Annotated in this window: 12 protein-coding genes; 9 read left to right on the top strand and 3 right to left on the bottom strand. The window is 60.1% G+C overall.

Annotated elements, in window-relative coordinates:
- Positions 1–67 precede the first annotated feature (67 nt).
- From SJY21_RS06720 to SJY21_RS06700, 5 genes are read left to right on the top strand one after another with little or no spacing between them, the layout of a single operon-like run.
- The gene (locus SJY21_RS06720) at positions 68–1,033 is read left to right on the top strand and encodes a cupin domain-containing protein (RefSeq protein WP_377507984.1); all 966 of its coding nucleotides are present in this window, start codon (positions 68–70) and stop codon (positions 1,031–1,033) included.
- On the top strand, positions 1,021–2,049 hold the full coding sequence (locus SJY21_RS06715; RefSeq protein ID WP_377507982.1) for a dipeptidase: 1,029 nt from the start codon (positions 1,021–1,023) through the stop codon (positions 2,047–2,049). Before SJY21_RS06720 ends, SJY21_RS06715 begins: the two co-directional genes overlap by 13 nt.
- Positions 2,050–2,061: 12 nt before the next feature.
- Positions 2,062–3,183 carry a cobalamin-independent methionine synthase II family protein gene (locus SJY21_RS06710; RefSeq protein WP_377507979.1) on the top strand — a complete coding sequence of 374 codons (1,122 nt, stop codon included), beginning with the start codon at positions 2,062–2,064 and terminating at the stop codon, positions 3,181–3,183.
- On the top strand, positions 3,180–3,881 hold the full coding sequence (locus tag SJY21_RS06705; RefSeq protein WP_377507976.1) for an alpha/beta fold hydrolase: 702 nt from the start codon (positions 3,180–3,182) through the stop codon (positions 3,879–3,881). The genes SJY21_RS06710 and SJY21_RS06705 overlap by 4 nt, the downstream gene beginning before the upstream one ends.
- On the top strand, positions 3,874–5,187 hold the full coding sequence (locus tag SJY21_RS06700; RefSeq protein WP_377507973.1) for an amidase: 1,314 nt from the start codon (positions 3,874–3,876) through the stop codon (positions 5,185–5,187). The genes SJY21_RS06705 and SJY21_RS06700 overlap by 8 nt, the downstream gene beginning before the upstream one ends.
- On the opposite strand, the gene hisD is transcribed toward SJY21_RS06700, so the two are convergent.
- Complete coding sequence (hisD, locus tag SJY21_RS06695; protein WP_377507970.1) at positions 5,169–6,464, bottom strand: histidinol dehydrogenase; 1,296 nt, start codon at positions 6,462–6,464, stop codon at positions 5,169–5,171. The genes SJY21_RS06700 and hisD overlap by 19 nt on opposite strands.
- Positions 6,465–6,734: 270 nt before the next feature.
- Here hisD and SJY21_RS06690 point away from each other — a divergent pair, with 270 nt between their 5' ends.
- Entirely contained in the window at positions 6,735–11,057 is a 4,323-nt protein-coding gene (locus tag SJY21_RS06690) for a beta strand repeat-containing protein (RefSeq protein WP_377507967.1), read from the top strand.
- On the opposite strand, the gene SJY21_RS06685 is transcribed toward SJY21_RS06690, so the two are convergent.
- Both SJY21_RS06685 and SJY21_RS06680 read right to left on the bottom strand, forming a co-directional pair.
- Entirely contained in the window at positions 11,054–11,686 is a 633-nt protein-coding gene (locus SJY21_RS06685; protein ID WP_377507964.1) for a TetR/AcrR family transcriptional regulator, read from the bottom strand. The two genes, SJY21_RS06690 and SJY21_RS06685, sit on opposite strands and share 4 nt — an antisense overlap.
- On the bottom strand, positions 11,683–14,088 hold the full coding sequence (locus tag SJY21_RS06680) for an FAD-dependent oxidoreductase (protein ID WP_377507961.1): 2,406 nt from the start codon (positions 14,086–14,088) through the stop codon (positions 11,683–11,685). The genes SJY21_RS06685 and SJY21_RS06680 overlap by 4 nt, the downstream gene beginning before the upstream one ends.
- 344 nt (positions 14,089–14,432) lie before the next feature.
- Between SJY21_RS06680 and SJY21_RS06675 the strand changes: the two genes are divergently transcribed.
- The 3 genes from SJY21_RS06675 (at position 14,433) to SJY21_RS06665 (ending at position 18,083) form a co-directional block, all read left to right on the top strand.
- Entirely contained in the window at positions 14,433–16,073 is a 1,641-nt protein-coding gene (locus tag SJY21_RS06675) for a peptide ABC transporter substrate-binding protein (protein WP_377507958.1), read from the top strand.
- 62 nt (positions 16,074–16,135) lie between these two features.
- Positions 16,136–17,146 carry an ABC transporter permease subunit gene (locus SJY21_RS06670; protein WP_377507955.1) on the top strand — a complete coding sequence of 337 codons (1,011 nt, stop codon included), beginning with the start codon at positions 16,136–16,138 and terminating at the stop codon, positions 17,144–17,146.
- A gap of 13 nt (positions 17,147–17,159) precedes the next feature.
- Entirely contained in the window at positions 17,160–18,083 is a 924-nt protein-coding gene (locus SJY21_RS06665) for an ABC transporter permease subunit (RefSeq protein WP_377507952.1), read from the top strand.

Here is an 18,083-nt window from a genome sequence, read left to right as displayed (position 1 = left end):
TGCGTCCGCCGTCCTGAAAAGGCAAACTTGAACATGAAAAATCAAATTTATTGCCAGGATAATCAAAATGACACCGCAAGAAATGGAATCCCGCATCGTTCGTTACGGCGATCTGCAACCCTGCAAAACCGCCTTTATTGATGCGCATACGCCCGGTTCGGATCAAAAGGAAAATTTTACCATCATCGGTGGTGGAGTATCCGAAAGCCCCGACCAGCACGTGCATATCGCGATCCCGCACGGGTTCAACATTGGTGCGGCGGGCCAACCGCCCAAGTGCCGCAACAGCCTGCATGATCACCACACAGCCGAGGTGTTTTTCGTGCTCAAGGGCAAGTGGCGGTTTTTCTGGGGCCGGTATGGCGACGCGGGCGAGGTCACGCTGGAAGAAGGTGACATTTTCAACATCCCGACGGGCATTTTCCGCGGATTTGAAAACATCGGCACGGATTACGGGATGATCATGGCCGTGCTGGGCGGTGACGATGCCGGTGGCGGTGTCATGTGGGCGCCGCAAGTGATTGAAGATGCCGCCGATCATGGGCTGATCCTGGGCGACAACGGCAAGCTCTATGACACGAAACGCCAGCAAAAACTGCCAGATGGCGTAAAGCCGATGCCGCTGATGTCGGACGCGGAACTGGCCAAACGGCCCGAACCGACCACGGCCCAAGTGCTGCCCAATCACGTGGCCCGTTATTGGGATATGATGGCGCTGGCGGATAGGAAACCGGTGACGGTTGTCGGCGAACACGGCCTGTTGCGCGACAAGCCGGGGTTCGAGATTGATTTCATCACACGCGGGTCCGCAACCGATGCGAAACACAGCCACAATTACCCGTCCGTGCTGATGCCCATGCGCGGGCATTGGCGGGTCACATGGGATGGTGGCGCGGCAACGCTGGCACCAGGTGACACCATGTCGGTGCCGGAAAACCTTGCCCATTGTGCGGTGCCGTCAATGACCGGCGAGGCAAGCCTTTATCATGTTGTCGCCACAGGCGATCCGGCCGGCCTGACATGGCAAGGCTGATTTTTGACGGGCACAATGATGCTTTGGGGCGGATGTGGGCCGCGCGTGAAACGCCGGATACTTTCGCGCGCGCCCAAGGCCATGTCAATGTGCCAAACGCACGTGCAGGCGGGTTCGCGGGCGGGTTTTTTGCCATGTTCGCACCGTCCGCGCGCGAACCATTTGATCTGGACGATTTTGACCCGGCCTTGATGACAGGGGCGTTGCCGCCCGACCTGCCCGAAGATATCGCGGCCCTGGCTATCATCGGGCAGGCCGGACTTGCGCACCAGTTGCAGGCGGCAGGGCATCTGGTGATCTGCACCGATGCGGCCAGCCTTGATTCCGCCTTTGGCAGTAGCGCGATTGCCTGCGTGCTGCACCTTGAAGGGGCGGAGTGTATCGGGCCGGATCTGTTGGCGCTGGATGCGCTTTATGCGCTTGGCCTGCGTTCGCTTGGGCCTGTCTGGTCACGGCGCACGGTGTTTGGCGAAGGCGTGCCCTTTGGCTGGGATCGCACAGGTGATACGGGGCCGGGGCTGACGGAACGGGGGCAGGCGCTGATTGCGCGCTGCCGCGATCTGGGGGTGGTGATCGACACCAGCCACTTGACGGAAAAGGGCTTTTGGGATGTGGGCGAGGCGGGCTTGCCGCTGGTCGCAACCCATTCCAATGCCCACGCGATTTGCCCTGTGACGCGCAACCTGACCGATGCGCAACTGCGCGCCGTGGGCGAAACCGGTGGCATGGTCGGGTTGAATTTTGGCACGATCTTTCTGGACGAGGCGGGTTGGACCACGCGGCGCAGCACGATTGATGCCTGCCTGCGCCACCTTGATCACATGATCACCCACGCGGGCGAGGACCATGTCGGGTTCGGATCGGATTTTGACGGTGCGCCGATGCCTGACGCGCTGCAATCGGCCGCTGACCTGCCCAACCTTGTGACCGCGATGCAGACCCACGGATTTGGTGATGCGCTGATCGACAAACTTTGTGCCGGTAACTGGCGCGCATTCTTGCGAAATGCACTTTGAAAGGACCAGAAGATGACCGTTCTTACCACTCATGTCGGCTCCCTCCCGCGCACGCAGGAGGTGGTTGATTTCATTTTCGCGCGCGAGAATGGCAAGGAATTCGATCAGCCGGATTTCGATGCCTGCATGACCGCAGCGGTGTCCGAAACCGTGCGCAAACAGGTTGCGGCGGGCGTTGATATTGTCAGTGATGGCGAGACATCCAAGATCAGCTATGCCACCTACGTCAAGGATCGCTACACCGGTTTTGACGGTGACAGCCCGCGCAACGCGCCTGCCGATCTCAAACAGTTTCCGACCTTTCTGAAACGTCTTGCCGATGATGGCGGCAGCCCGCAATACGCGCGCCCCATGTGCGTGAGCGAGGTCAAGTCCAAAGGGCAGGGCGAGCTGGAAAAAGACATCGCCAATCTGCGCGCCGCCATGGCCGAACACGGTGCCGAACGCGGCTTTATGAATGCGGCCAGCCCCGGTGTGATTTCGCTGTTCCTGCAAAACGATTTCTATGCCACGCGCGATGCATATCTGGCCGCCCTGGCGGATGCGATGAAGGCGGAATACGAAACCATCGTGGCATCGGGTCTGGACCTGCAACTGGATTGCCCCGATCTGGCCCTGTCGCGGCATATGCTGTTCAACGATCTGTCGGACGATGAATTCATCAAGGTCGCCGCCAGCCACGTTGAGGCGCTCAACCATGCTTTGCAGGACATTCCCGAAGACCGTGTGCGCATCCACATCTGCTGGGGCAATTACGAGGGGCCGCATATCTGCGACATTCCCATGGCCAAGATGTTTGACACGCTGATGTCGGCCAAGGCCCGCTACACGCTGTTTGAAACCTCGAACCCGCGCCATGGCCACGAATGGGCCGTGTTCCGTGACCGCGCGGCGGATATTCCCGATACCAAGGTGCTTGTGCCGGGGGTTGTGGATACGACAACGAATTTTGTCGAACACCCTGATCTGGTGACCGAACGTGTCGCACGGTTTGTGAATATCGTCGGGGCTGATCGCGTCATCGCAGGCAGTGATTGCGGCTTTGGCACATTCGCAGGGTTTGGTGCGGTTGATCCTGACATCGCCTATGCGAAACTTGCCGCCCTGTCCGAAGGGGCCAAGCGCGCGTCATGACACCACTGGTTTTGTTGCCCGGAATGATGTGCGATGCGCGGTTGTTCGCGCCGCAAATCGCGGCTTTTTCGGCAGGGCGTGCGGTGCAGGTGGCACCGATCGGCGGCGCCGACACCATCGCAGCGCTGGCGCAGGATGTTCTTGCCCACGCCCCGCCGCATTTTGCGCTTGCGGGGCTTAGCATGGGCGGGATCGTCGCGATGGAGGTGATCCGCCAAGCGCCTGATCGCGTGCTTGGGCTGGCGCTGCTTGATACCAACCCAAAGGCGGAAAACGCAGCTGTGGCGGCACAGCGCGACCCGCAAATCGCATCTGTGCAGGCGGGCCGCCTTGCATCCGTGATGCGCGAAGAAATGAAACCGAACTACCTGACAGACGGCCCGCGCCGCGCCGACATTCTGGACCTCTGCATGGCCATGGCTCACAGCCTTGGTGCGCAGGTGTTCATCAACCAATCCCGCGCCTTGCAATCGCGCCCGGACCAGCAGGACACCCTGCACGGCGTGACCTGCCCGACCTTGATCCTGTGTGGGCGTGATGATGCGCTGTGTCCGGTGGCGCGACATGATTTGATGCATGGTCTTGTGGTCGGCAGCACCCTGCAGGTGATTGAAAATGCGGGACACCTGCCAACGTTGGAGCAGCCCGAACAGACGACAGCCGCGCTTGCGCATTGGTTGGAACGCATTGATGGATAACCCTGCCGATCTTGATATTGCGCAGGCAGGGCGGGCCTTGCGGGACGGGGCGCTGACATCGCTGGCACTGACCAAGGCGCATCTGGAACGGATTGATGCGCGCAATCCGGTGATTGGCGCTTTTGTGCATGTCGCACGGGAGGATGCATTACAGGCCGCGGCCGCTGCGGATCAGATGTTTCAGGCAGGCATGGACCACGGCCCGATGCAAGGAATTCCCTTTGCAATCAAGGATGTGATTGATGTTGCGGGCTGGCCCGTGCGCTGGGGATCGCGCAGTCAGGAAACGCGCAAAGCGACACACACGGCACCCGCCGTGCAGCGTTTGATTGATCTGGGCGCGGTGCCACTTGGCCTTGTGGCGACCTATGAACTTGCGACAGTGGGGCCAGATTTTACCAGCCTCTACCCGCCCCCTGTGAACCCTTGGAACCCTGATCACATCACGGGTGGATCATCATCAGGATCGGCGGCGGCGGTGGCAGCGGGCATGGTCCGCGTTTCCCTTGGCACGGATACCGGCGGATCACTGCGCAGCCCTGCGTCCTATTGCGGGGTCGTCGGGTTCAAGCCGACATTCGGGGCGGTGCCGATGCAGGGTGTGATGCCGCTGTCTCCCTCACTGGATCATGTGGGGCCGATCGCGCGCACGGTTGCGGATGCGGCGGCAGCGTTTGCAGTGATCGGCGGGCAGGGTGGTGCGTTGCGGGACATGTCCGGCATGTCACTTGCCTATGGGCGCGGCTGGGCGGATGGGCCGGTGTTGTCCGCATTGGATGCGGTGGCATCAGCCCTCAGCCTTTGCGGCGCGCGCATTTCATTGGTCGACATGCCCGATTATGACGCGGCGGAACGCGCCGGAACGGACATATTGCTGGCCGAATGTTTCGCGACCCATGGCGCAGCGGCCAAGGCCGGGAAACTGGGTGACATGGCGCGGGCCAGTATCCTGTCGGGTGCCAAGGTTGCCGACGAAGCAAAGGCGCGGGCACATGTCGCGCCGTTACGCACCGCGATTGATGCGATACTGGCAAACCATGATGCCCTGATCCTGCCAACCACGATAGGCACCGCGCCGCCATTTTCGGACTTTGCCAGCGGTGTGCCGGTCTGGACGGCGATGCGTACGCTGCCCTTCAATATGACAGGTCATCCCGCGCTTTCGGTGCCGATGGGGTTTGTGGATGGCCTGCCGCTTGGGTTGCAAATTGTCGGACGGCACGGCGATGAAAACACGGTGTTGGCGATCGGGGCCGCGTTCGAAGCGGCCACCGATCATGGCGTCGGTCAGCCTTCGTTCATCTGAAGCCGGTCAAGGCGCAGTTGCGCCGCGCGGCGGTGTCCGTCCAACCCTTCGCTGGTGCTTTGGCGCACGGCGGGGGGCGCGACCTGGGCAATGCCCGATGGTTCAAGCCACTGATGGGTCACGGTTTTCACATAAGTCCCGACCCAAAGACCGCCCGTATAACGGCCTGCTGCCATAGTCGGCAGCGTGTGGTTCGTGCCGCAGCACTTGTCAGAATAAACCACGCTGGCCAGTTCGCCGATGAACAGTGACCCATAGTTGCGCAGCTTGGTGGCAAAGGTTTTGGGATCAGCGGTGTGCACCTGCAGGTGTTCGGCGGCGATATGATCGGAATAGGCGATCATTGTGGCCTCGGTGTCGCAAAGGGCGATTTCGCCGTAGTCGTCCCACGCCTGCGCGGCTGTTTCAGCGGTGGCAAGCTCGGTCAACTGGCGCGTGACTTCGGCTTGGACGGCATGGGCAAGGGTGGCGTCTGTCGTGATCAGTCCGACGCGCGTGCGCACATCGTGTTCGGCCTGCGCCAGCAGGTCAGTCGCGATCATTTCCGCATCGCCTGTGTGATCGGCAAGAATGTAGATTTCCGATGGACCGGCAAGCTGGTCAATGCCGACGGGGCCGAACACTTGCCGCTTTGCCTCGTTCACAAAGGCATTGCCGGGGCCGACGATCTTGTTGACGGCAGGCACGGTTTGGGTGCCATAGGCCATCGCGGCAATCGCCTGCGCGCCGCCAATGCGAAAAATCCGGTCGGCACCCGACAGATGGCAACCGGCAATCATCGCGGGGTGGGCATTGGGGGGAAGGCAGGCGATGACCTCGTCAACGCCAGCGACCTTGGCGGGCACGATCGTCATGATCGGGGCGGACAACAGCGGGTAGCGCCCGCCCGGAACGTAACACCCGACCCGTTCAACCGGAACGATCCGGTGGCCCAGATGCACGCCTTCGCGGATCTCGATCTCAAGCGGGAGCATTGTGTCCAGTTGCGCGCGGGCAAACTTGGTTACGTTTGCAATGGCAAATTCAGTGTCCTTGCGGGTCTGGGGATCAAGGGCCGCCAAAGCGGCTTCGCGCGCGGATACCGACACTTCGAAAACGGCAAGATCGCTTTGGTCGAACTTGGCGGCATACTCGGCCACAGCCGCATCACCGCGCGCCTGAACATCCTTGAGAACAGCAGAAACAGTGTCCTGAATGCTGGTTGTGTCGGCGGCGCCCACGTCCTTGGGTTTGCGTATATGTGTGACACCGTCAAAGGGGGCATGGATCGTCGACATCGTTGTTCCTGTCTGCGTGAGAATCTGGTTCGGGTTGGTCGCTAAAGCGTAGCGTGGTTTTGCATTTTTGCAAACGTATTCAAACAATCAATCCGGCAAATTCCCGGTCGCGCACCCGTTCAGTTGCGCAAAGTGTTGCATTTGAACGGCAGTTCGCGGTTCCGCCACATTCCCGTCACCGTATCAGCGAAAAGGCCAGATAGACCCGCCCCGCAATGACGCAGGATGTGTGCCGTGCTGGCGGCACGGTATTGGCAAAAAGGGAAACGTGTGAGCGGTTTTACAATCACGGAAACGAATGGCGTCGCACAGGTCGATGTCACTGACGGTGCCTATATCAACGCAGCCCTTGAAGCTGTGCAGGCCTATGTTGCGGCCAATGGCACGGCGACGTCGGGCGTTGTGAACGTGACAGCATCGACAGGTTTTTCCCAAACCCTGATTGCGCAGGATAACGTTTCCCTGAACATCAATTCGGGCGTGACGCTGTCGTTGGACACGGCGATTGCGGGCCCTGCCTATGATCTGTCGGGCACCAGCTTTGCCGGGCTGACGGGCAGTGGCACCTTTGATGTTGCTGGTAATGCGGGAACAGCAGTTTTGGGCACGGCGGCCCATGACGTGCAGATCGGCAATATCGGCGGCACCGGAAATCCACCCGACCAATTGACGATCAAGGGTTGGAAATACGGCGTTGTGATCGAATCCAGCGCGACCGAAGCCGCGACCGACATCACTGTCGAAAACCTTGAAATCAGCGAACCTGCTGCGACGGATGTTATTTTTCCGTTCCAGATCACGAACCGCCCCGGCCTTGACGGCCCGTTGGTGCAGGGGCTGACCGTCACGAACCTGCTGGTGGACGGCGCGCAGCCCCTTGGGCCAGGTGGCACGATGATTGGCGGCGAGTTTTCTGCCAGCAACGGGTTTACGGCTGATCAGGTCACGCTTCAGGGCGTCAATAACGCGACGCTGACAAACGTGACGTCGCTGAACGGTGGCGAAAACGGAATAACGGTATCGTGGAGTTCGACCAACGTGACGCTGGTTGATTGCACGGCGGCAGGTGCGGACGGGCACGGGTTCAACCTTGGCAGTTCGGGGCTTGCCCTTGATGTTGCCAATTCGTGGGGGCTTTCGGCGGGGATGTTCATCGTCGGCGCAACCTCGGGTGCCACGGCGACGATCATGGGTGTGTTTGATGACCGGATCTGGATTTCAAGCGCGTTTGGCGCGCAATTTCTGGCGGGCGAAGACCTTGCGTTGGTGTCTGCGCCCACGTCCGTGCTGACATCGGTCACGCAGCCCTATCCGACATCAAACATCACCGTCATCAACGGAACCGCGTATTCCAACGGGCTGGCTGCGGGTCAGCCTGTCGATGGCAATGGCGATCCGGTGACATTTTCCGACTACTTCATCCAGCAGGCGACCAATGTCGTCGTGTCGGGCAGTTCTGCCAGTGTCGGCCATCTGGACGCCAACGGGAATGTCGTCACGCAATATGGCGTTTACGCTGCCAACGCGTTTTATTCACTGGGTGACATGACTTACGTGAACTACGGCAACGGCCAGATTGCCGTGGCCGAGTTCGGCACATCGCAGCTTGTGACGGTATCGGGCGTGCCCCTGAGCACGATTTCGGGCACCATTGCGGCCGACAGCATCAACGGCACCGATGGGGCCGACCAGATAACGGCAAGCGATGGCGACGACGCGATCGACGGGCGCGCTGGCGATGACGTGATTTCAGGCGGCGCGGGCAATGACAGCATCATGGGGCACGAAGGGGCCGATCTTTTGCTGGGAGGGGATGATGCCGACTGGCTGAATGGTGGCGCAGGTGCCGATACCTTGCACGGCGGCGCAGGACACGACGACATCACAGGTGGTGACGATGCCGATCACCTATGGGGGGATGACGGGAATGACACCCTGAACGGAAGTGACGGGGACGACACGCTTTTTGGTGGGGAGGGCGCGGATAGCCTGAGCGGTGGCAGTGGCAATGACGTGATGAACGCCGGAACCGGTGACGACACATTGAACGGTGGCGATGGTGATGATGTGATGTCGGGCGGGGCGGGCGCCGACAGCATGAGCGGCGGGCTTGGTAATGATACGCTTACGGGTGGCGATGGCATTGACGATCTGACAGGAGGGTCAGGCCACGACATTCTTTACGGGGGTGGCGACATTGACGTGCTGTCAGGTGGTGATGGCAACGACACCCTGTTTGGTGAAGACGGCAACGACGACCTTAGCGGTGGTGCGGGGAACGACACGATCGTTGGAGGGGCCGGTAACGACACGCTGTCAGGTGGCGAAGGCGCTGATGATCTTTTCGGGGACGCCGGCGCAGACACCATGAATGGTGGAAACGGCGACGATAGCCTGTTTGGCGGCGACGACAATGACAGCCTGACCGGTGGTGATGGCGCAGACATCCTTGAGGGCGGCTCGGGTGATGACTGGCTTGTCGGCAACGAGGGCAACGATACCCTTCAAGGCGATGGCGGGACCGACATGCTTTATGGCGGTGACGGTCAGGATGTGCTTGGGGGTGGCGACGGGGACGACCATCTGAATGGCGGCACCGGGGACGATGCGATCCTGGGCGGGTTTGGTGACGACTCGCTGCAGGGGCTTGACGGTGCTGACACCCTAAGCGGCGGTGACGGCAATGATACGCTTGACGGTGGGGTCGGTGCGGACACCATCGACGGTGGTGCAGGCCATGATTTGTTGACCTACGCGACATCGGTGCTTGGGGTTTCCGTTGATCTTGCAGCGGGTGGTGGCACGGCCGGAGATGCCGACGGAGATTTCGTGACAGGCGTCGAGGATGTGATCGGCAGCGCCTATGATGACATGATCCGCGGGGATGGTTTTGCCAATTACATTCAGGGTCTTGGCGGTGACGACACATTGGATGGCATGGCCGGTGACGATACGTTGATCGGGGCCACGGGGCACGATGTGTTCCTTGGCGGTGACGGGGCCGACAGCATGGCGGGCGGTGGTGGTTTTGACATCATGAGCTATGCGGGTTCGGGCACGGGGATCATCCTTGATCTGGCCAATGGCACGCGCAACACCGGCCACGCAGCAGGCGATCTGTTTTCCGGGATCGACGCCTATGTCGGCACGGCATTGAACGACGAGATGTCAGGCACGGGCGGGGCCAATGATCTGGGTGGTGGTGCCGGTGACGACACGCTTGACGGACGCGGTGGGGCCGACACCCTTTATGGTGGCGCGGGCGATGACCTTTTGATTGGCGGGATCGGCGCTGACGCCTTGTTTGGTGGCGATGGCATTGATGTCGCAAGTTACGCTGATGCGACGTCGGGAGTGACGGTTGACCTGCGATATGCAAGCGCCAACACCGGATTTGCCGAAGGCGACAGCCATGACGGGATCGAAGCACTGATCGGGTCCGATTACGTTGATTATCTGCTGGGTGACAGTGGTGCCAACACGCTTGATGGCGGGCTTGGCAATGACAGGCTGACCGGCTGGGCAGGTGATGATCTGTTGCGCGGTGGCGAAGGCAACGACAACCTTGATGGGGGTGCTGGCAACGACATGCTTTATGGCGGTGACGGTATTGATCTGATCGACGGGCGCACCGGCGATGATACGATCTTTGGCGGGTTGGGTGATGACGCCATTCGCGGAGGCGGCGGCGACGACAGCATCAGCGGCGGTGAAGGGGCGGATGTTCTGGTTGGTCACGGCGACGCCGATGTGATCGACGGTGGCACGGGAAGCGACACCATCTTTGGCGGGACGGGCGATGATATCGCCACGGGCGCGCTGGGCACGGATACGATCTATGGCCAAGGGGGCGCCGATACACTGAATGGTGGCGATGGCGATGATCTGATGCACGGCGGTGCCGGAAACGACCAGATTTTTGGCGATGATGGCCGAGACCATATCTCGGGTGGTGGCGGTGACGATGCGATTTTCGGCGGTGCGGGTGGTGACAGCCTTTATGGCGGCGCTGGCAGCGATACGATTGATGGCGGTGACGGCGACGATCTGATGACCGGCAGTCTGGGCCATGACACGATTTATGGCGGCGCGGGCAATGATAGCGTCAACGGCGGTGCCGGAAATGACGTTCTGATCGGTGACGTTGGCGATGATACGCTGCGCGGCGTTGACGGGAACGACCAACTGGTTGGTGGTGCGGGCGCAGACAAGCTGTTTGGCGATCTGGGTGACGACACGCTTGCTGGCGGCGATGACAATGACACTCTGCGTGGCGGTGCAGACAATGACACGCTTGATGGTGGCGCTGGCACGGATACGCTTTGGGGCGAGGATGGCAATGATGTGCTGACCGGCGGCGCGGGGGCCGATGTGTTTGTGTTCCGCAACGGGTTTGGCAATGACCGTGTGACGGATTTTGCCAACGATGGCGTTGAAAAGCTGGATATGCGCAATATCACCGGGCTTGATAGCTTTGCGGACCTGACGATAACGGATCAGGGTGGCGACGTGTTGGTCACGATCGGCACAGACAGTATCCTGCTTGAAGGGCTGTCGGTCGCGGACCTGGATGCAGGTGACTTCCTGATCTAGACCGGTTGCATGATCCGTGACATGCGGGTGCGATAGGTCGCGATCTCGGCTTCGGGCGCGATGCGGCCTGTGAAGGTCAACAGATAGTCCGGTATCGCGGCCATCCGTGCGGCCAGTGGTTCGTGCAGGTCGGCATCATTATAGCCGATTTGCATGTAATAAAGCACGCGGGCACGGATCAGGCTTTCGCCCGCGCCATAGCCAAAACGCGTGAACATGTCCGTCAGGGCCGCGATCCGCTGATCGTCCGATTGCATCAGGACATCGCGCACCTTGGCGGTCCGTTTCGCCCAGTCGCGCACGGCGAAATCCAGCCGCGTGTCAAATTGCGTCGGGTCGATGAAACAGGCAAAGACGTTGCACACTGCAGCGGTGATTGTCGGCGCGTCCGTGGCTGCGGCATCGACCAACAGGCGCGTGTTTGTCGCAAGCCAGTGATCCAGCAGCGCATCCATCAGGTCCTGGCGGCTTTGGAAATACCAATAGAAACTTGAGCGCGACACACCCAAGGTGTTTGCAAGCGTCAGGATTTTCACCCGTTCCGCCCCGCCCGTCACAAGCGCGTCCAAAGCCGCGCGCAGCCAATCGGCGCGCGTGACTTTGGTGTTGCCTTGCAGCGCTTCGTTCATGCGCGCATGGCCTTGCCCGCCGGATCATAGGGCGAGGGGGCGATGACGCGCGCGCCCCGTTCGACACCGACTACATGCAGGGTCAGGTCGGTGCCTTGCGCCGCAACATCGGCGTTCACCAATGCCATCGCATAGGATTTGCCCAGCGTGTGCCCGAACCCGCCCGAGGTGACAAAGCCGACCTTTTCGCCCTTGTGCCAGACCGGTTCATAGCCGCTTGCGTCTGCGTCTTTTGCATCCACCTCAAGCGTGACCTGCACCTGTGCGGGGCCGTTGCCATCGCGTTCGGCCAGCGCCGCGTCACGCCCGACAAACGCCGGTTTGTCCCAGTCGATCCAGCGGTCCATCGCCGTCATGCCGGGGGTGTAGCCTTGGGTGAATTCTGCCGACCAGATGCCATAGGATTTTTCCAGTCGCAGCGACAGCAACGCGTTGAAGCCAAATTCGATCATGCCCTGGTCCGCACCTGCCGCCAGCAGCGACTTGCGCAGCGTTGCGTGGTCGCCCATCCGGCAGTGGATTTCATAGCCCAACTCGCCCGTCACCGACAGCCGCCCGACCTTGCAGCGCAGCAAGCCGATGTCGAACGCACCGCAACCCATGAAGGGCAGGACGCCCACATCGCCATCGCTTAGCCTTTCAATCACCGCGCGGGATTTGGGGCCCGACAGCGAGAAGCCCGCGACTTCATCCCCCAGATCGCGCAGCTCAACATTCGCGCCCATGTGATCGTTGAACCAGCGCATGTGCCATGTGCGCAGATAATAGCTGCCCATGATCCACCATGTCCCGTCACCCCAGTTGAACAGGGTCAGATCACCCTTGAGGCGGCCGTCCTCGCCCAAGGCCACAGCAAGGCGCGACCGACCCGGTTTGGGGAGCTTGGTGGCAAAGATGGTGTTCAGCCAGTCTTCGGCCCCGTCACCCGTGACCTCGAAGCGCGAGAAGCCCGAGATATCGAGTAGGCCAACGTTTTCGCGCACCGCCTTGCATTCGCGTGCGACGATATCGAACGCGTTCGAGCGTTTCAGCGAGGGCGTTTCCTTGAAACCCGGTTCGGCGAAATACAGCGGCACTTCCAGATCCCAGCTTTGCCCCCATTGGCAGCCTGCGGCCGTCATATCCGCATGGGCCGGCGCGGTCTTGATCGGGCGGCCTGCGGGCAGTTGTTCGTTGGGATAGGTCATCACGAAACGGCGGGTGTAGAACTGGCCGGTGGTTTCCTTGATGTATTGCTTGTTTTCCGCCCAGATGCCGTAACGGGCAACATCCATGCCGTAAACGTCTGCTTCGGGTTCGCCATGGATCATCCATTCCGCCAGCGATTTGCCAACGCCGCCCCCTTGCAGAAATCCGGCCATGACCGCACAGGCGGACCAATAGCCGCGCTTGCCCGGCACGGGGCCGACCAGCGGGTTGCCATCGGGGCTGAACGTGAAGGCACCGTTGACCCATGTTTTGACGCCGACCTCTTGCAAGGCGGGATAGCGTTCAAAGCCAAGGATCAACTCGCGTTCGATCCGGTCGGGGTCTTCCTGTTGTAGCTCGAACCCGTATTCCCACGGTGCGCCGTCCATCATCCAGTGCTGGTGATCGACTTCGTAGATACCCAGCAATACACCTTTCTGGTCTTGGCGCAGATAGGTGAACCCCTCAAGATCGACAGTCATCGGCACTTCGAAGTCAATCTCTTGCAGTGCGGGGATCGTGTCGGAAATCAGGTAGTGGTGGTTGAGCGGCGACACCGGCAATTCGATGCCGGCCATGCGACCCACCTGTTTCGCCCAAAGGCCCGCGGCGTTGACCACATGTTCGCAGTTGATCGTGCCCTTTTCGGTGACGACCTGCCAGCCTTCCAGCGTTTGGTTCAGTTCCAGCACGCGGTTATGTTCGATCACCGTTGCGCCGTTCTTTTTGGCAGCACCCGCATAGGCGTGCACGGTGCCAGTTGTGTCGATATATCCTTCGCGGTCGGCCCACATGCCCCCAAGCAACCCATCGCCCGACATGATCGGGTTGAGGGCCACAGCCTCTTCGACGTCCACGAGGCGGCAGTCTTCGATGCCGATGGACTGGAAGGTGCGGTAGGCCGATTGCAGCCATTCCCAGCGTTCCGGCGTGCCTGCCATGGTCAAGCCGCCCGTCATATGCAGCCCGATGTTCTGGCCACTTTCCTTTTCGATCTCGGGCAGCAGGTCGATGGTATAGGCCTGAAGCTGGGCGATGTTGGGATCGGCGTTCAGCGCGTGAATGCCACCCGCCGCATGCCACGACGATCCGGCCGTCAGGACCGAGCGTTCGATCAAACAGACATCGGACCACCCCATCTTGGCGAGGTGATACAACACCGAGGTGCCGACAACGCCGCCCCCGATAACAACAACCCTGTAATGCGATTTCATGGCAGTGCCTCCCTGACCTGCGATTCCCGTCAGATCATGGGTAGGGCAGCAAAAACGATCCGTCTAGACATTTGTGTCCAGTCGCCGCGCCAAAGCGATTCCATCGCAGGTTGCAGGCTGATCGGCGCGGAATCTTGTGCCTGTGGCGAATGCGCATCCCGCCTGCAAATCAAGCAGGCAAGGGCTTTGGCAATCTGCCGCAAGGTCAATTTCGCAAAGCCCCTTGCCATTTGCGCACAGACGTCAAAAGATTGCTTCATTCGTGCGACACGCACGCATCAACGCTCCGGAAATTTTGTCAGACACTGCGTCTGGCGACGGATTCAAAAAGAGGGAGAATTTAAATGACTTTGAAATCAACTTTGCGCGCAACCACGGCGGCTGCGCTGATTGCGATGGGCGGGGCCGTTTGGGCCGATGCACATGCAACCCACCCCGAAACCGGTGCGGCGCTGGCAAGCGACCAGTCGTTCACCTATTCGATCCTTGACGACTTTCCGTCGATCGACCCTGCCCTGGTCGAAGACGTTGAAGGCGCATCGGTCGCCCGCGACCTGTTCGAGGGTCTGATGACCGAGGACGCGACCGGCACCGTGCAGCCCGGTGTGGCCACAGGCTATACCGTGTCTGACGATGGTCTGACCTATACATTTACCCTGCGCCAGGATGCCAAGTGGTCGAACGGCGATCCCGTTGTCGCGGGCGATTTCGTTTACGGGATGCAGCGCGCTGCCGATCCTGAAACGGCCTCGGAATATGCGTGGTATCTGACGGTCATGGGCCTTGCGAATGCCGAAGCCGTGACCGCTGGCGAAATGCCCGTGGATGCTTTGGGTGTCAGCGCGCCTGATGACTATACGGTCGTGCTTACGATTGACGCACCGCGCCCCTACTTCCCGCAGATGACGACATTCCCGACCACGTTCCCTGCCCACCGCGCCACAATCGAAGCGCATGGCGATGACTGGACAAAGCCGGAATTCATGGTGTCCAACGGTGCCTACAAGCTGTCCGAATATGTGCCTCAGGAAAAGCTCGTGCGCGTGCGCAATGACATGTATTGGGACAACGACAACACCATCATCGACGAAGTTACAGCGCTGATCATCAATGACAGTAACGCTGCGCTGACCCGCTATCTGGCTGGCGAAATTGATTTCGTGATGGACGTGCCTGCGGGGCAGTTCCCGCGCCTGAACGCCGAATACCCCGGCGAGGCACTCAGCTTCCCGAACTCGTGTTCCTATTACTACCAGTTCAACCAGTCGCCTTCTGGTCCAGAAGCGCTGCAGGATCCAAATGTTCGCCGCGCCCTGTCGCTTGCGGTGAACCGCGATGTGATCGTGGACAACGTTCTGGCCGGTGGTCAGCGCGCAGCCTGGACCTTTACGCACTGGGCGATCAACGGTTGGGAGCAGCCAGACATTCCGGCGTCCGCCATGACCCAGGAAGAGCGTAACGCCATGGCCGTCGAGCTGATGGCCGAGGCCGGTTACGGCCCCGACAATCCGCTGACGTTGGAGATTCTGTATAACACATCCGACAGCCACCAGTCCGTGGCCGTGGCCATTGGCCAGATGTGGAAGCAGACGCTGGGCGTTGAAACGACTCTGGCCAATCAGGAATGGGCGACCTTCCTTGATACCCGCGGCGAGCAGAACTACGAAATCGCCCGTTCGGGCTGGTGCGCGGATTACAACGAACCAAGCACCTATATTGATCTGCTGACTTCCGGGTCGAACTATAACGATGGCAAGTTTGTCGATGAAGAAATTGACGCGCTGGCCGACGAAGCCAAGACATCTGACGATCCCATGTCGCTGTATCAGGAAATCGAGCGCATCGCGTCCGAGAACACCTACTTCCTGCCGATCTACCACTATGCATCGGTGCGGATGAAGTCGCCTGACCTGATGAACTGGCCAACCGAAAACCTGTTGCAAAACTGGTATTCCAAAGACCTATACATCGCCGCGTCTGAATAACAGACCGCCTGAGATCACCCGCGCCGCCCTTGGTGGCGCGGGACCTTTTGGGGGACACTTCGATGTATAGCTTCATTGCAAAACGGTTCGCGATTGCGGTGCCGACCTTGCTTATCCTTGTGATTTTCTCGTTCATTCTGATGTTCGCGGCCCCCGGCGGCCCCTTCAGCAATGAACGCCCGCCGCCCCCTGCCGTGCTAGCCAATATCGAGGCGCGCTATGGGCTGGACCAGCCCTACGTTGTGCAGATGTTCAACTACGTCAAGAACATCGTGCTGCATTTCGATTTTGGTCCGTCTTTTCAATACCGTGACCGCACGGTGAATGATGTGATCGCCCAAGGCTTTCCGGTCACGCTGACCTATGGTGCCTGGTCGGCGCTGGTTGCGGTGATCGTGGGTGTCAGCCTTGGGATCGCGGCGGCCCTGCGCCAGAATACATGGCTCGATTATCTTGCCGTTGGCATCACCATCGGGGCGCAGGCCTTGCCGAACTTTGTGATGGCGCCGGTGTTGGTGCTGGTCTTTACGCTGGGTTGGTTCTGGTGGACCGGTGCCCCGCTCCTGCCCGGTGGCGGTTGGGCAGGTGGCGTTTTCATTGATGGGTCCTGTAGTGCGACAGACAACTTTTGTTTCGGGGTGCCTTGGGGCGGATCAGTGCGGTTTGACTACCTGATCTTGCCTGTCGTTGCCCTGTCCACATCCTATATGGCGTCGATTGCGCGGATCATGCGATCATCCATGCTCGAGGTGATGAACTCCAACTTTATCCGCACCGCGCAGGCCAAAGGCCTGCCCATGCGCCGCGTGATCTTGCGCCATGCGCTCAAGCCGGCGTTGCTGCCGGTGATTTCCTATCTGGGGCCGGCAGTCGTGGGGATGATCACCGGATCGGTGGTGGTTGATGTGGCGTTTTCCACAGGCGGGATCGGGCAGTTCTTTGTGAACTCGGCCTTTAGCCGCGACTATGCCGTTATCATGGGGATCACGATCCTTGTGGGGGCGTTGACGATCCTGTTCAACCTTTTGGTCGATGTGCTCTATGCATGGATCGACCCGAAAATCCGGTATTAGGGGGGCGCGCGCGATGTTCAACAAATCATCCGTTGCCGCCGTCGAAGGCGTTGCCGAACTGAGCCAGATCGAAGGCCGGTCCCTGTGGCAGGACGCGCGCAGGCGTTTCTTTCGCAACAAGGCGGCTGTGGCTGGTCTGATCGTGCTGATCGCTATCGGCCTGTTCGCGTTGTTGGGCGGTTGGTTCGCCCAATACGAACCCGACTATGTGGATTTCAGCCTGATGGGGGCCAATGCCTATCAAGGCGTGCCGTCATTTGAAACCGGCCACTACTTTGGCACCGATATCGACGGGCGCGACCTGTTTGCCCGCACGGTGCAGGGCACGGGCATTTCATTGATGGTCGGCATCGTCGGGGCGATGGTCGCGGTGATTGTCGGCACACTTTATGGTGCGACTGCCGGATATGTCGGCGGGCGTGTTGACGGGGTGATGATGCGGATCGTCGACATTTTGATGTCGATCCCGTTCATGTTCGTGCTGATCCTGATGCTGGTGATTTTCGGGCGGTCAATCCTGATGCTGTTTATCGGGATCGGATTGATTTCGTGGCTGAACATGGCACGGATCGCGCGGGGCCAGACGCTCACGATCAAGAACAAGGAATTCGTCGAGGCCGCCGTGGCCACGGGCGTATCCCCGGTGGTAATTGTCTTGCGTCATATCGTGCCCAACTTGCTGGGCATCGTGATCGTTTATGCGACGCTTCTGGTGCCAGAAATGATCATCTTTGAAAGCTTCATTTCCTATCTGGGCCTTGGGGTGCAGGAACCGATGACGTCGCTTGGGGCGTTGATCAATCAGGGGGCGGCGCAGATGAACAACGGCACGCTTTGGATGCTGATGTATCCGCTGTTCTTTTTCCTGATTACCCTGTTCGCTTTCTTCTTCGTGGGTGATGGCCTACGGGATGCGCTTGACCCAAAGGACCGCTAG

The organism is Octadecabacter sp. R77987 (assembly GCF_042466115.1).
In the GTDB taxonomy this organism is placed as follows: domain Bacteria; phylum Pseudomonadota; class Alphaproteobacteria; order Rhodobacterales; family Rhodobacteraceae; genus SW4.
Note: the sequence above shows the minus strand (reverse complement) of the source record. Positions and strands in the feature narration are given on the sequence as shown.